15 protein-coding genes are annotated in these 14945 nt (G+C 41.5%); 1 reads left to right on the top strand and 14 read right to left on the bottom strand.

Annotated elements, in window-relative coordinates; genetic code table 11:
• Positions 1-21 precede the first annotated feature (21 nt).
• The 6 genes from pcp to FFR60_RS00595 all read right to left on the bottom strand — a co-directional run bounded on the left by pcp (position 22) and on the right by FFR60_RS00595 (position 7975).
• Positions 22-666: a pyroglutamyl-peptidase I gene (gene pcp, locus FFR60_RS00620; RefSeq protein ID WP_137662566.1), complete on the bottom strand. Its 645-nt coding sequence runs from the start codon at positions 664-666 to the stop codon at positions 22-24.
• Between the two features lie 29 nt (positions 667-695).
• Positions 696-1640, bottom strand: a complete 945-nt coding sequence (locus FFR60_RS00615) for a DUF979 domain-containing protein (RefSeq protein ID WP_088934841.1) — start codon at positions 1638-1640, stop codon at positions 696-698.
• A 12-nt stretch (positions 1641-1652) separates the two neighbouring features.
• The gene (locus tag FFR60_RS00610) at positions 1653-2333 is read right to left on the bottom strand and encodes a 5-oxoproline transporter, DUF969 family subunit (RefSeq protein ID WP_137439081.1); all 681 of its coding nucleotides are present in this window, start codon (positions 2331-2333) and stop codon (positions 1653-1655) included.
• Between the two features lie 15 nt (positions 2334-2348).
• Positions 2349-5588 (bottom strand): M14 family metallopeptidase, encoded by a 3240-nt coding sequence (locus tag FFR60_RS00605; RefSeq protein ID WP_137662565.1) that lies wholly within the window; start codon positions 5586-5588, stop codon positions 2349-2351.
• Positions 5589-5609: 21 nt separating this feature from the next.
• Positions 5610-6389, bottom strand: a complete 780-nt coding sequence (gene proB / locus FFR60_RS00600; protein ID WP_137662564.1) for a glutamate 5-kinase — start codon at positions 6387-6389, stop codon at positions 5610-5612.
• A gap of 368 nt (positions 6390-6757) precedes the next feature.
• On the bottom strand, positions 6758-7975 hold the full coding sequence (locus FFR60_RS00595; protein ID WP_137662563.1) for an MFS transporter: 1218 nt from the start codon (positions 7973-7975) through the stop codon (positions 6758-6760).
• A 310-nt stretch (positions 7976-8285) separates the two neighbouring features.
• Between FFR60_RS00595 and FFR60_RS00590 the strand changes: the two genes are divergently transcribed.
• Positions 8286-8522, top strand: coding sequence for a hypothetical protein (locus FFR60_RS00590; protein WP_137662562.1), 237 nt, complete (start codon positions 8286-8288; stop codon positions 8520-8522).
• 99 nt (positions 8523-8621) lie between these two features.
• On the opposite strand, the gene FFR60_RS00585 is transcribed toward FFR60_RS00590, so the two are convergent.
• From FFR60_RS00585 to FFR60_RS00550, 8 genes are all read right to left on the bottom strand, one after another.
• Positions 8622-9278, bottom strand: a complete 657-nt coding sequence (locus tag FFR60_RS00585; protein WP_137662561.1) for a CPBP family glutamic-type intramembrane protease — start codon at positions 9276-9278, stop codon at positions 8622-8624.
• Between the two features lie 40 nt (positions 9279-9318).
• Positions 9319-10065, bottom strand: coding sequence for an LPXTG cell wall anchor domain-containing protein (locus FFR60_RS00580; protein WP_137662560.1), 747 nt, complete (start codon positions 10063-10065; stop codon positions 9319-9321).
• Between the two features lie 265 nt (positions 10066-10330).
• Entirely contained in the window at positions 10331-11197 is an 867-nt protein-coding gene (locus tag FFR60_RS00575) for a helix-turn-helix domain-containing protein (protein ID WP_137662559.1), read from the bottom strand.
• A 73-nt stretch (positions 11198-11270) separates the two neighbouring features.
• Positions 11271-12071 carry a DUF4931 domain-containing protein gene (locus tag FFR60_RS00570; RefSeq protein WP_137662558.1) on the bottom strand — a complete coding sequence of 267 codons (801 nt, stop codon included), beginning with the start codon at positions 12069-12071 and terminating at the stop codon, positions 11271-11273.
• 55 nt (positions 12072-12126) lie between these two features.
• A complete protein-coding gene (locus FFR60_RS00565) occupies positions 12127-12276 on the bottom strand; it encodes a hypothetical protein (RefSeq protein WP_242551333.1) in 150 nt (49 codons plus the stop codon).
• A 10-nt stretch (positions 12277-12286) separates the two neighbouring features.
• Positions 12287-12880: a type IV toxin-antitoxin system AbiEi family antitoxin domain-containing protein gene (locus FFR60_RS00560; protein ID WP_137662557.1), complete on the bottom strand. Its 594-nt coding sequence runs from the start codon at positions 12878-12880 to the stop codon at positions 12287-12289.
• 254 nt (positions 12881-13134) lie between these two features.
• Positions 13135-13497, bottom strand: coding sequence for a MoaF-related domain-containing protein (locus FFR60_RS00555; RefSeq protein ID WP_088934796.1), 363 nt, complete (start codon positions 13495-13497; stop codon positions 13135-13137).
• A gap of 163 nt (positions 13498-13660) precedes the next feature.
• On the bottom strand, positions 13661-14878 hold the full coding sequence (locus tag FFR60_RS00550; RefSeq protein WP_137662556.1) for an MFS transporter: 1218 nt from the start codon (positions 14876-14878) through the stop codon (positions 13661-13663).
• Positions 14879-14945 lie beyond the last annotated feature (67 nt).

Below are 14945 nucleotides of genomic sequence, written 5' to 3'. Positions count from 1 at the left end.
TCGATCTTCCTTCTATTATATTTACATAATTGTTCCCATTGCGACATTTTGATCTTCATCCGTTGTCACTGCGGCAGCAACTGCGGCTTCCAGACCTTTAGCAATCGTCTCAACTGACAAACTTGGCGTTCCAATCGGCAAGTCTAAAACTTGTTCAGGCAAATACGGAACATGGATGAATCCGCCTTTGATATTTTTGTTTTGCTTATCTGCTAAATACAGCAAGCGATACATGATATCGTTACAGACGAATGTTCCTGCTGTGTATGAAACACTTGATGGAATGCCTGCTGCTTTGACTTTGCTGACCATTGCCTTAACTGGAATTGTCGCAAAATAAGCTGTTTCGCCGTCTTCGAAAATCACTTGGTTCAATGGCTGCTGCTGTTCGTTATCTGGAATACGGGCTTCCATTAAATTGATCGCAACTTTTTCGATCGAGATATCTGAACGACCGCCTGCCTGTCCGACACAAATGACAATGTCTGGCTGTTGTTCTTCAATCGCCTTTGCCAGAACCTCGCCGTCCTTTTTGAAAACAGTCGGGATTTCTAATTTATGGATCTCTGCTCCTTCAATCGTATCAGGCAATAATTTTACTGCCTCAAACGCAGGATTTATTTTTGCTCCGCCAAAGGGATCAAAACCGGTAATTAATACTTTCATCACATTCACCTTTTTCTTTCAAAATATTTCTATTTAAATAGAATCATATAGCCAATTTGGAATACTAAGAAAATAACTGCTAAAACAGCTTGGTTCTTGATAACGCCAAAACGGTCCTTCATTTCTAACATCGCGACAGGCACGATATTGAAGTTCGCCGCCATTGGTGTGCACAACGTCCCGCAATACCCGCAGGTCAAGGCTACCATACCGATCAAGACTGGATCAGCACCATAAGCTAAAACAAATGGCGCACCAATTCCGACTGTCATTACTGTGATCGCCGCAAAGGCATTCCCCATAATCATCGTAAACAGCATCATGCCGATCGCAAAAACAATGATCCCTAAATTCACATTGCCCTTAGGTATTACTTTCGCTACCAGCTCTGAGATTACTTCCCCAACTCCTGCCGCGGTAAAGATCGCACCCAAACTCGCTAGCAGCATTGGCAACATACTTAATGGACCTACAGTTGACAGCATCCGTTCGGCATCATCTAAGAATACCTTTGGCTTGTTTGAATTTGAATAAATCATCAAAATAACGATTGCTACTAATACACCAACTCCGACACCAACTAAAGCGCCTAATTGAGTAAACACCGCGAAAATAATCGCAAAGATCCCCATTGATAAGGCCGGAATAAATATCTTCATCCCAATCTTATCCGCCATTTTCTTAGTAACCGTTTCTGTCGGCGCACTTTCTTTTCCTTTGCTGACCTTTTTAAAAATTGGCGGCAGGGTCATAATAATGACTAATACCCCATTGATCATTGGCGGAATCCAGCGGCCAAACATCATTACCACACCTAATGCACACCAGAAGATCGCTGTTCCGATCGGCGTCGCGTTGTCTTTGTCGCGGGCATTTTTGATCCCAGTATAGACAGCGACAGCTCCCATAATAATATATATAATTTCAAGTAATTTTTCAGATAATAAGACTTCTTGACTTAGAAAAAATGACATCTGCTTTCCTCCCTACTTATCGTTACCGTAGTATTTTTTGTAAAGTTTTCGATCTTTTAAGAAGTAGTAAACAATCGCTACAATAACAGCGAACAAGGCCACCGGAATTTCAACCTTCGCCAAATCAAGCAGGCTTGTTTCGTATCCTAAATCTTTTAGTGTCGCCTGCACCAGCAAAGCTCCTGGTCCACCAACGAACAATACTTGGAAGAAGAACCAAGCAATATTTTCCATCCCTGATGACATTCCTTTTAATTCTTCAACATAATCCTCTTCTGGCTCTTTGCCTTTGGCTTCAATCGAACCGATCACCATTGGCATAATGATTGGACGGACAAAACCTGCCACACCGCCAAAACTAATATTGAAGGCCGCAAAGATCGAGCGCATCACACCATAGGCGCCAATTACCGCTCCAGCTGAAGCATTTTTGATTTTTCCAATCAGCTTCGCCGCAGATTCCTTCAGACCATTTCGTTCCAAAGTACCCGTTACTAACATGATTAAAATGAAAATCGCCATCGAACGGTTAGAAACAAAACTGGTTCCTAATGTCGTCAACAATCCTTCGACTCCCAAACCACCGGTGATCGCTGTAACGATCGCCGCTACTAAGATGATCAGAATCGAATCTAGCTTTAAGGCAAAGCCGATAATAACAATTAAAATACCTATTAACTTAACTAATTCCATATAAAATTTTCCTCCTTAATGTGATGCAATAATCGGCCGCAGCCGAGTATAGCTGATAGTTATTTCCTCGTCTGTTAAAACTGACGAAGTTTGATAAAGAGTGGTTGCCTCCAGTAGCAAATCAATCGTCGCTAAATCATGAACCACATGGGCTTGAGCACACAGCGTTAAGTATTCCCCTTGGGCCGTTTCATCCGCGACCTCACTTGTATAAGCTACCGAGGTCAGCCACGGAAAACGAATCGATGGGTAACGATGCTGCGGATCAGCTTCAAACCCAATCCAATAATTGATCATTTCCTTGTAATAATCTGCCGGAAACATCTTAGGCAGCCACTTATGAGCATACACTTCAAATTGTGCCGCCCACTCCTCATTCCATCGCTTCATTTCCGGAACAGCGCCGATGGCATCCGCGATCGCATCCTCAATCTGTTTATTCAACACGATATTGGAACGATATTCATCATTCGTCGCGACCCAAAAATAGCCGTACAGCAATGAACGAGGAAGCCAGAAGCCTTTATATGACGGTGAAGTATAACCGGAAAATGGCTGTTCCCATTCGTGGGTAGGTACTCCGTGGTTATCCACCATCACATCAGGAACGAAGCGTACATACAAACGAGTCATCCCCATTGCTTCGGTATGCTGCGTTTCAAGATTGAAATATTCATGGTAAAACTCTTTTCCAACGCCATTAAAGCGTGCCACATGTAATTTCCATTCAGGCGTCGTCTTTTGCAGCTCATAATGAATCGCCGCGCCGTCCACATTTTCTAAAGGTACAATCACCAGATTCAATCGGTCCGCCAGATCCTGATATTTCGGATCGATCAATAATTCCTTCAATAGTAAGAAGGCGCCATTCGTTCCCGAAACTTCGTTGGCATGATGACGCGCGTTGATGATCTCTGATGGATGATTCGTCAATCGCTTCGTTTTCGAGAGATAACCGGAACCTGCGTGCTTCGGTAATAACTCGATTGCATAGATTTCTCGACCCAAATATGAAGTAGCTATTTTATAAACCGCGATCTGCGGCACTCGCTTCAACTGATCAATAATCGTCAAATATTCCTCATAGCCAATGACTTGATCTGGTAATAAATCAATCTGATCGATCGTTAAATCCTGTTCGACTTCTGCTTTTTCTGGCATTTTTCTTACTGCAAAACGCTGATCAGCCACTTGAAAGACAAGCCCGTCATATAAACCAAAATCAAACTCCTGCGCCACTAGCCCTTGCTCCAATAATTTCGCATAAGCTGCTACTACATTCGCCGCTACACCATCGACCTTGATCGTCGCAACTAATTGCTGCTGATGATAAGCAATTGATTGAAGCGTACAATTCACTTCTTTGCGATCAGTCGGGTGAGCCAAGACTTGACCCTCTGTAATAATTTGCGGCTCCTTTTTTACCTGTTCAAAAAGCGTTGCTTTAAATTGTGGTCGCCCAGTGTTCTGACGAATCACCGGTAAGATCAATCCCGGTTCTTCAAACATTTCGCCGCAGGCCTCCAAGCCATAATTTTTAAAATAATCGGCTCCGGCAAAATAAAGATCCTCATGCAGCGCGTCTAAACTCGACAGCAAATCATTTCGGCTAGAAAGACGCTCATCGGGTTCGCTAGCAAGAATATCTAGCTTTAATTGAGCAAACAACGGCTGCTGATCCTTCGAAACTTCTCCTGCTGCTCGTTTTTCGATCCATTTCCGACATTTCGGTAATACATCCTCTTGATAATGCGTCCAGATTTTTTCAATGTCCGTCGCGAATTCTTCTGTTAAATAATTTTCCCCATTGATTTTCACCTGGAGTCTGCCAGTCGGCGGATGAACCTTGCCCATTCCCGGATACTCGCTAAGGTAAGGTCTTTCAGAGTAGCTTGCCTGATAAGTCCAGCGCTCCGTACCCGACTCAGTCTGCACCGCTACCTCATAGGTCAGCTCTTCCTCGCCAGAATAGGTGACAAACTCGACCTGATCTGCCTTCAAATCAAAGGCCGCCATCAAATTATCTTGAATCGGATACAATTCCTGCAAATAGCGGATCGGCAAGTCATTCCATTTCTCCGGATCATGACCATTTACATTATTATAAGAAGGCGTCGCCCCCGACTCCTCGGTCCATTCCGTCACACCATCCGGTAAAAACGGCTTAAAAGCAATTGTAATCTTTTCAATTTTCTGACTTTTCAGCTTAGGAATAAGTACCTCGTTGATCCACGAAAAACCCTGCTTATGAGCACAAATCAATTCAACAGAGCCTGTTGCCTTACGCTGCGCTAACTCTGCTTCGATTTTTCCCTTCAATTCTTTTCGTACTTGACGATCTTCACTTAGAACGCCTTGAATCTCTACCTGATCTCCTGCCTGAATTTTCGGATAAACAGAGGTGAGCATCTGTAAAAACTCATCGATTTCCCAAGTCAAATCAAAATCTTTCTGCCAAGCCTCAACCATGGATCGATGATTGATGAAGGTCGTCTTAGGAAAAGCCGATTCGATTTCTTTTTGACGCTGCAGAAGTTCTGGTGATACGTAGACAGTCACATTATCTGTCGCTGTACTTGCAGCATAAGCTAGCTGCCCATCCAAATTTTTCAGCAGAAAACTGTCGACCAACTTCTGCAGATAGCTGGTCCACGTTTCAAAAGTCGAAAGCTGTGGAAACTGCTCACACAAAATAGCCGAAAACTCCTCCAGCTCTTTTCCTGTTCCTTCTATAATAACCAGCTCATCCTGTTGCAGGATTTGGCAGCGTTCTGCTTCTCTGAATAAAATTGCAGGACCGCCTTCATATTTCTCAACTAACAGCCAATCATTGATAGACGTTGTCTCCATCCCAAGACGAAAGGCAAAATTACTCGCCGCCACCATGACCGAGCCATCGCACTCTTCTGGAATGATCAATCTCAACGCCAGCTCATCAGGCAAAAAATCATGATTCTGATCTCGCAAGAAAGGGCCGGTACTAAATATCTTCTCTAAGCCTGTTACATCGCGCCACTCAAAATCGATCACCGCTTCCGCATACTCATTGGTCGCTTGGTAATCCTCCGGCTGTTTTTCAGTTCGAGTCTTGCTTTTCACCCAATCAGATAACTCCTCCATGGATGGCGCGAACTCTCCCTCGGTCGTACTAGCAATTGGAAATGTCGCCTGCTCACTAAAAAATCCTGAGATCAAAGCCGCCTGAATCGCTTCTCGCTGTTTGGAAAAAGGTAATTGCTCCTGTACTCTTAACATCACTTTCCCTCCCTTTATGTATTAATGTTTTTTAAACAAAGTTCCGACTTCCCGTCCTGCCAAAATATCAAACAGCACATACGGACTCTTGCCATTTGCCAAAACCATGGAAATATCTGCAGTCAATGCCCCTGTCGCTGTTTTTAACTTACTCTTGATCCCGCCGCGGCTCAGCTCTCCCAAGTGAGGATCGGATTCTTCCAATAAACGCTGATCAATTTCACTCAAATGAGAAATCATCGTCGCCTGTTCATTGACTAACGGATTTTCCGAATATAAGCCGTTGACATCCGTCAGCATCACCAGCAAATCTGCTTGAACCGCTTCGGCTACTAATAAGGATAATTCGTCATTATCCTCAAACTTGTTTTGGCACTCTTCTCCATCAATCGTTACTGCATCATTTTCATTAATGATCGGTAAAATTCCATGAGCTAAGAGTTCATGGATCGTTTCAGTAAAAGCCTGTCGACTTTCTGCTACCGCTAAAATCTCACGACTCACTAATAGCTGTCCGATTGCTTGCTCATGTTCTCTGAACGCCGCTTCATAGAGACTGGTCAATATCCCCTGACCAACAGCCGCTGCCGTAAACTTGGAGACCGCACCTAATTGCGTAAGGCCAGCACCCACAGCTCCCGAAGAAATTAAGATAAGCTTCTTTCCAGTCGCCATCAGTTCAGACAGCACCTCAGCCAGTTTTGAAATAGCTGGTTCAAGAACTCCCGTTTCCGGTGACACTAGTAGACTAGTACCGACCTTTACCACAATGATATCTGCATGTTTTATATCTTCTCTCATAATTACACCTTAACTATAAAAAACAGACGAAAAACTAAATAGAACTAATCTCGTCTATTGCATGTTTATTATTTTCTGCTAATAGTATCACAAATCTCTCTCCATGAAAATATTTTATTTTTCTAACCTAACAACACTTTCTTCAAAAGCCCATTTATGTTATTCAGATTATCGTATAATTAAAAACATTGATTTTCTTCCCTTTTTTCTAATCATGGTTATTTTATCAACGGCATCATTTGAATCTCTCACAAATTTAAAATTATAAAAAAACTTATAATCAGATATAAATAACGAGTCGTATCATAAAAAAGACTTTGATAAATTATCGAAGTCTTTGGCAGAGATAGATTAGATAGGTAAATTTTTTAGTTCTCTTCATTATGAAAAAGCCGAAGCAAACCAAGAATCACCAAAGAAATACCACAACCAATTACCAGCCATTGGATTTTAATCACATCTGCAAGCGGGCCAAAAATCGCCGTACCCAGCGGCATAAATCCGCTATACATCGCACCTAGAAGCCCAAAAATGCGACCCTGCTTCTCCGCCGGAACATGTTCCTGAAGCATCGTTGTGGTGGCAGTCTGAACGATGGGAATGAAAAAGCTCATCAGAAACAGTATTACTGCAAATAGCCAGAAGATATATGTGAAGCCCAGTACCAACGAAAATGTGCCGAAGCAGACCAGCCCGAAGACCAGTGTCCTAGTTCTTTGCTTAAAGCCGCCCCAAGTTCCCAGTAAAATTCCGCCTAGTACCATTCCGGCAAAACCAGCCATTTCGTTCACTGTTAAGTACATATAGCTATTTCCGAAGGTTCGTTCGATCATTAACACCGTTAAAAAGCTGGACGGAACAGAAAGAAAAATAAATGCACCATACGTGAGCAGCAGCCGCTTAACAACCAGCTCCTTCGCTGCGTAAGAAATTCCAGCTTTCATGTCCGCAAAAAATGTTTGTTCACTCTGTTCTGCTTTTTTCAGCTTCGCGATTGTGACAAAGCTTAAGAGAATGATGCCGATCAATGCCGTTGCCACATCAAGTAACAATAACCAGTGAAAAGAACCAATCGATAAAACAGCTCCGGCAACTGCTGGAGAAGCAAATTGCACGATAGCCATCATGCTGCTATTGATCCCGTTATACCGAATCAGCTGTTCCTCCGGTACGATCTGAGGAATAACCGCACTCACAGCCGGTGTTTGTATCCCCGAACCAACCGAACGCAGAGCGGATACCAAAACCAGCAGCGGAAGAATGTTGGCTGTTTTTCCAAACATGAATATCAGCGCTAAGACCAATGTGACTACCGCAATCCCCGCATCCGCTAGTATAATCAGCCGCTTTCTCGAATAGCGGTCCGCCCACACTCCGCCAAAAAAAGAAAGAAGCATTTGCGGAATAGTAGAACTTAACGTAAGCACCGTCAACCAAAATCCAGATGATGTCTCTAACGCCACCTGCCAGATAATCGCCATCTGAACAATCGACGAACCAAATAAAGTGATTCCCTGACTGATAATAAATAGCACGGCCCTCCGACGCCATAATGACGAGTGTCCCTGCACCTCTCCTGTCACCATAATATCTCCCTCACTTTCTTAGTACCAAAATAGTTTACTAAGAAACGTAAGCGTGGTGGCATAGTGGAGGGTTGGTTTTTTCCTTATAATCATGTCTCAATCATAATACGTTAAAAACGCTGTGTGCTATACTGACTACGAGCTAGAGACACTAATCGAAGTACATCACTTTAGCTCCACACCAGTTGCGGAAACAGCTGGTTTTTTGCTTTTTAATAGTTCTTACATTTCGCTTACGATGGTCCTTTCTTTTACTTGCATGCCACTTTTGATGTTATGGTTATTGGGTACCACTAAGGATGTGAAATCAATGACCAACTTTTATCCTATCCATGTTTATGTTTCTAATTATCGAATGTATTCTTCGCTAGAAAAGGCAAACTTTAGTAATTCTAAGTCCAAATCCGTTACCAGCCTATTTGCTGTTTTGAATTTGAGAGAAATCAAATCGCTGAAAATGAATTTGTTTATCTACGATATCGATATCAACAGCTTTCATACAATGAAAGCTGCCGTAACCGATTGCGAAAAACAAATGAATAAATAATAGCTTCAACATAAAAAGCCATTCCCTGCTTTTCAGTGGGGATGGCTTTTTGCTGTAATATTTTTTTGTTTCAGTAGTTCTTCATCACAGTTTTTCCAACTATCTAAACAATAAGATGACAACGAAAATGAGTGTATCATAGACATAATGCACCGCAAACCCCTCCCACAGACTATTGCTCCGCAGGCTGGCTAAAGTAAATGGAATACGAATCATTCCGATAATCAACAATACCTGAATAAGATTCCAATCATACGATGGCAGATGAAGCAAAGAAAAAACCAGCGTACTGACGATAACACCGATAGTTAGCGCCTTTTTGTAGCTGTAGGAATTAGCTAGTAGTCCTGTGACAATAAACAGTATAACGAAGGTAAGCAGCTCCTCGCCAAAAATCATCGGAATAGCTTTGAATAGGAAAAGAACATCGATGTGCTTCACCGCTTCATCTGGCTGCACTTGAACGTTTAGCAGAAATTTCACAACAATACCAGAGATTGATGCCACAAGCTGTGCAGCGATCAAGCCTAGAAAAAAGGTACTGATCGGTTTGGCTGATTTGCCAAAGGCTTTTGCTGCAGCTGATCCATATAATAGGTAGATTCCTACCCCCGAACCGAGTGCTAACGCTACTGGACTAAAGAAGCCTGAGCCTAAAAATCCATAAGATAAAACATAGAATCCTATGGCTGTTGTGAGTAACGCAGGCACAATCGCCCACTTTTTGATTGGTGTATTTTCGATTAATTCTCTCATTTGGAGGACCTCCTAAATTTGTTAAACATATACGATCCATTTAGTGTTTCTTAGTTCTCTGCTTGTTAGTCCAGAAAAACAAGCTGCTGGCAAGAATAGCAAAAACAATTCCTAATCCAGTAAAAAAGACAGATAGACGACTTTGTGCCTCTCCTGTTTTAGGCAGTTCGCCAGCGGACTTAGAATAATTTGCCGGATTTTCTTTAGGCTTTTGGACTGAAGCTCGTGTAGATGTTTTTTCAGTTTGCGATGCTTCTGATTCAGCCTGAGGATTTTCCTTTGATAATGGCGTTTGTGATTGACTCGATGAGTCGGTTGATTCCGAAACCGGCACTGAACTGGCTGCCGCTGCTTTTTGTGTAGTCGGCTTAGCGTTTTCTTCGGGATGTTCAGCCACAATGCGAGTGGTTATCTCCGTGTTAGTCTCGGCTGCCGGTGTTTCTTCTGGGACATTTGATGTAGAAGTTGAACTTCCTTGCTGGTTCGTGCTTTCCGTTTGAGTCTCTTGAGTCGCACTCGTTTCACTATTCGGGCTTTCTGTTGAGCTTTCATCACTGATTGTCGATTCACTTGCGGAACTTGATTCTTGAGGTTCAGTATATAGAATTGTTCCATTCTTGTCGTACCAATAGCTTCCGTCTTTTACGACGATTGTCCCATTGCTGTACCAGTTATCACCATCTTGTGTCGGCTTGGCCGGATCAACACTCGCATTTGCAGTAGAGCCCGTTCCAATCAATATCATGCTGAATAAAGCAATCAGCACCATCCATTTCTTTTTCTTCATTATAAAATCCCCTCTCAATCTTCGTTATCTATATTGATTCTTCGAGCAATTTTCTGTCAGAATCATTTTTTTTAATTTTTCCAGCTTTTGTGATTGACTCCTAAACTGTGGGTCCATGCTTCATTTCGTTTTTTTCATTTCTGCTCCTCACTATTCAAGTTATTCGTAATTTCCTTCGATAGTATAGAGCGTTTTTTTCTTAGAAAATATTAAAGTCCGAAATATCGGACCATAAAAAAAGCCGACAAAAACCGTCCGCTTTGAATTACTTTATGGCATTTGAATTTAGTAAGGCATTCAGCTCTTTGGCGATCGCCGGCTGACCTAGTTTAGAAATCGTCAGTAAGATTTGCTCTGCTTCCTGATAGTCTGACCTGCTTCCCCTTTTGAAGGAGATTACTTTTTCAAAATAGAAGGAAATTGTTTTATGAAAAAACTCCTTGTAGTTGGTGCTTAATAGTCTTAATTGCTGATTTAATACCTCGGCATAATCTAAATAATCGTGCTTAATCGATTGTGTAATCAAATTTATCAGCATCGCACAAAAAATCTCACGCCCTTTATCGTACTCCATATAAAGCGTTAACGACTTCGAGAGATTTCGGAACAATTCAAAATGTGTACTAAACTCTAAAAATTCGATCGTATTGCCGAATAGCTGGACTTCTTGAAGCGTCCAAGTCTCGATGTTGATTAAGTATTCTTGGATCGTTTGGCGATCTTCCTTCAAAATGACCGCCGGATCAAACTTGCCTGTTTCCTTAATATTCTCAATCATTCTTATTCGGCAGCGAATCTCCGCACAGCGGACCTGATTGACGATATCGTCAAAGACCTCATATTCAGTCAGCATCTTTTTTAACGCTGCCGCATCATGAAAGTTTGAATAATTGGACAAGCGATAAATATAATCTGAGTAAGGATTTAACAAGTAGCCTCGATTAATATAGAAGAACTCGTCGATATCCATCGACAAACGGTCCAAGATCTCGATCAGCAAATCAGTCGAAATTTTATGGTTTCCCTTCTCAAACTCGATCGAATAAGACTTGGATATGATGCCGTTGTATGTTTCCTTTTGCGAGAAGCCCTTTTTTTGGCGAATTTCTCTGACTTTTGGTCCAAATTCCATCGCTGTACCACTCCAGTAACTATTTTATAATCCGCTATCATTTTTTGGGACAGCTTGAACGAATCGGGAAAAATTATTGGTTCTCCTGATTGTCATCAGCCGTCAAAAACATTTTCAGCTCATTGCCGATAGTAGCTAAATGCTCATCCGTGAAGGTTTGCGACAGACGATAGCCGACAAAATAAGGCGAATCAATAAATCTTGGCACAACCTTCGCAATCAGCTTTCCTTCTATTATAAAGAAAAAGAGATTAAAGCTATCACAACGACCGTGAAAATAATCTTGCAGGACAAAACAAACCAGCTGCTGTAAATAATCTGCGAACAGCTCGCTGTTTTCCTCCCACTCGACGATCAGATTCATCTCTAAAAAGCCCATCGTGGGAAACTTAGAAAGTGTAATTGACAGCTCATCACGCTCCAATACAGATACCCCTTCAAAATTCTCCAGCTGAATCTGGCTTTCCCCATCAACATCCTCTAACCCGACGATCTGCATGTGGGGATGCTTCAAAGAACCGCCAGACAATGGACCGTGATTTTTATAGAATAAAACGGATTGGTAGCGCGGATCTTGCTTCATTTCCTTCCAGCATTTTAGAGCAAACTGAATCAGTCGACGGTTCTCTTCTTTTGTATAAGTAGAGATGTCACTGTTATGTTCCTTACTTTCAATAATCAATGTCTGGGAGGTATTGTTTAAAGTCGGATATTTATTTTTGATCCAAAGAAGCTCCCCATCTTCAGCTAAAATATTTTCTTTCTCTTCATAATCGCAAAATGGACAGCCGTTTGTCTCGGCTTTCATGTGCCGTGGTTTTCCCTGTGCTGCTACATGAGAAAAAATCAACGGCTTTTGGTTTTTTTCTTTCATCTATCAAAACTCCTTCACCCAAAGTATAAAGCTTTGAAGAACTGGAATCCACTTTTTAAAATAGACAATCAATTGTCTTATACTCAGATTCCGCAATTGCTTCTACAAAATGATCCATCATAAAATGACGTTGAACTAACTGAGGGTTCAAATTATTTTGTTTTGCTAAATTTCTTGTTTTAGCTGTAAATTGTGTTGGTGTCATAATATCCTCCTCAAATCAGACTTAACATATGTGTGTGCATCTCTTTTGATACGGATAGTTTATCCATATAGACACTTAACTTTCCTGGATCTCTCTCTTTACTCGACATATAGTTTTTTAATGACTCCAACTTTAAATCATACGCCATATCAAATCGAGAACTCCAAATATCACACAACGTCCGTTCCTTATCATATAAATAAATAGGGTTATCTTGAAAAGAGAGCCCTTCAATCTTGCCTAATTCATAAATATTCTTTGGGACAAAATGAAACTTCAAATTCTGAGCTTTCATTTCTTTCCGACTAACATTGTATCCTTTAGGAAATGTAAGATGAATTGCTGCAGGCATATTGTCAGATAGTTGATGAATATCCAGTGCTGTCTCATAAGAAAAAATACCACGCGAAAATCTATTTTGTTGTAAAAAAAGCTCATCAATTCCATGACCATCCAACACATAAAAGCCTCTCTCAATGGCAAGTAAACGTCCATATTTTACATATGCTTGTACGGTCGATGGACTGATTCCCTCTAATCGAGCCTCTTTCATAGAAAGATTTCCATCTCTCTTTTCTAATAATTCATCAAGCTTTTTCGACATAAACAATACTCCTTTTTGTACAACTAAACTACTTACATTATATCAAAGTAGTTTAGTTGTACAACAAGAACCTTGGATTCCTTCCTAAAACTCAACTTCTTTTTGTTGTTGCTGACGCTTCAGTTCTTTATAGTTAATACAGTTAGTTTAACAATCATCGAAGGCGTAAAGACGCTTTGCTATAAAACACTTATAAAACAAAAAACCATCCATAAGTTTATAGGATGGCTTCTTCATTGAATTTAATTCAGTTATTACAGCGGAGCTAGATCCGGCTCGCCATTTTCCAAAATAAGATGAAACGGTCCTTCATGGATAAATGGTCTGCGGCCTCCGCGGTAGTTTTCGTCAGTAAATGTCATAAAGCTTTTTACGAATTGATTGGCGGTATCAACGGTGTAGGAAACACAGAGTCCTGATTCCTCTACCCAATCGATAGAAAAGATTCCACCAGGATATTCTTCCACATGGATCGTCTCGACATCTGTCGCCCCTGCATCTTCTTCGCGAATGGAAGTCCAGCGCAGCTGATTATCCGCTAAAAAATCAATCCGAAATTGCAATCCAGAATCAAACTTGATCTCTGCTATTCTGCCTTCTAATGGATGTTTCTTCATATATGCACCTGCTTTATCTATAGTATTAGTTTTTCTATTTCTAGCATACAGGTTTTATGAATGAAATGCACCGGTATTTTTGAGAGCGCCATCATATTCATAGAAAAACAGCAGCAAGAAAAAAAATTACTCTCTTACTGCTGTTTTATTCTCGATAGTAAAGCTATGCTTCTTGAAACTCTTTCAGCTGCTTGTTTGTTTCTTGTTCAGACTTTTTTTCGATTCGGCTGCCTAAACGGGTGATTAGCAGCACTGCGGCCGTGATTCCACTGATAACGATACCCGCGATATACGAATTCGCTCCTGCTGAAATTTTTGTCGCAGCTAACAGCATTGGTGCCAAAAAGCCTGCCACAGAAGCGATTAGAGTGTTCATGGCGATCGCTACCGGGAATTGCTGATGATTGGCTAGGATTGAAAGCTCATAAGGAATCGTTGCATTGACCATTACGATACCCATCCCTGAAAACATGTTCCCGGCGATATGCAGTACCGGATTGTTAAAGAAAACGATACAGATATACGACAGTGCAAAAGCGACAAATCCCCAAGCCATCGTATCGGTTTTCGTGAGCTTACGAATATACTTCAACCCAAAAGCGGTACAAATTCCGCCAACATTTCCTAATGCAGTGACCATCGCCGTATAAGCGGTACCATTTCCTTTTGAAGCTAATAATAATGATTGGTTTGCCAAGAAAATCATCAAACACAATGAGGTTACGAAGGTAACGATCAACATCACATAAACATAGCCATTCAAGCTTTTTACTGTTTTACCAAAGCTGATATTTTTCTGATTCGAAACCTCTGTCTCAGAAAGCTTGCGATCTTTTGGCACTAGAACTAGAACGACTAATAAAATGATAATAGCTGCGCCATAAACCCAAAACAGATTTTTCCAATTGGCACTGCCCAGCATGCCGCCGATAGCTGTAAAGCCCATCATTCCAAGATTATTGAAGCCCACTGCCCAGCCCATGACCGTTGCACGTTCTTCACCGTCAAAGTGTTCCTGCAATAATACAGGGCCAACGTTACTAATCAATCCTAAGCCGAAGCCCAAAGCGACCATACACGCTAGGATGATATTCAAGCTGCTATTATAGAAAACTGGCAGCAGGCCGCTGATAGCGACGATCGCTACCGACACGACACCAATATTTTTTCTAGTCAGCTTATACGTTAGCCACGTAAAGACTAAGGTTGCTGCTAATTGTCCAAGCTGCGGGATCGAGCTCAGCATTTGGACCTTGGAGATTGGTTCTTGAGGGAAAGATTTCGAAATGGCGGCAATGGCTGCCCCAACGACCGTCCCTGACATCAGCAACAGATTCATGCTTAGTATTCCAACAGCAAGTGAGATTTTTTTCTTATTCATAATAATTGCGCTCCTTCATATTTTTGTTTCCGCTTTCAAATTACATCCAAAGTATAAGACAGAAAAA

The organism is Enterococcus hulanensis, from assembly GCF_005405485.1.
Classification (GTDB): domain Bacteria; phylum Bacillota; class Bacilli; order Lactobacillales; family Enterococcaceae; genus Enterococcus_A; species Enterococcus_A hulanensis.
The sequence above is the reverse complement of the archived record's forward strand: the minus strand, read 5'-3'. Positions and strand labels throughout refer to the sequence as shown.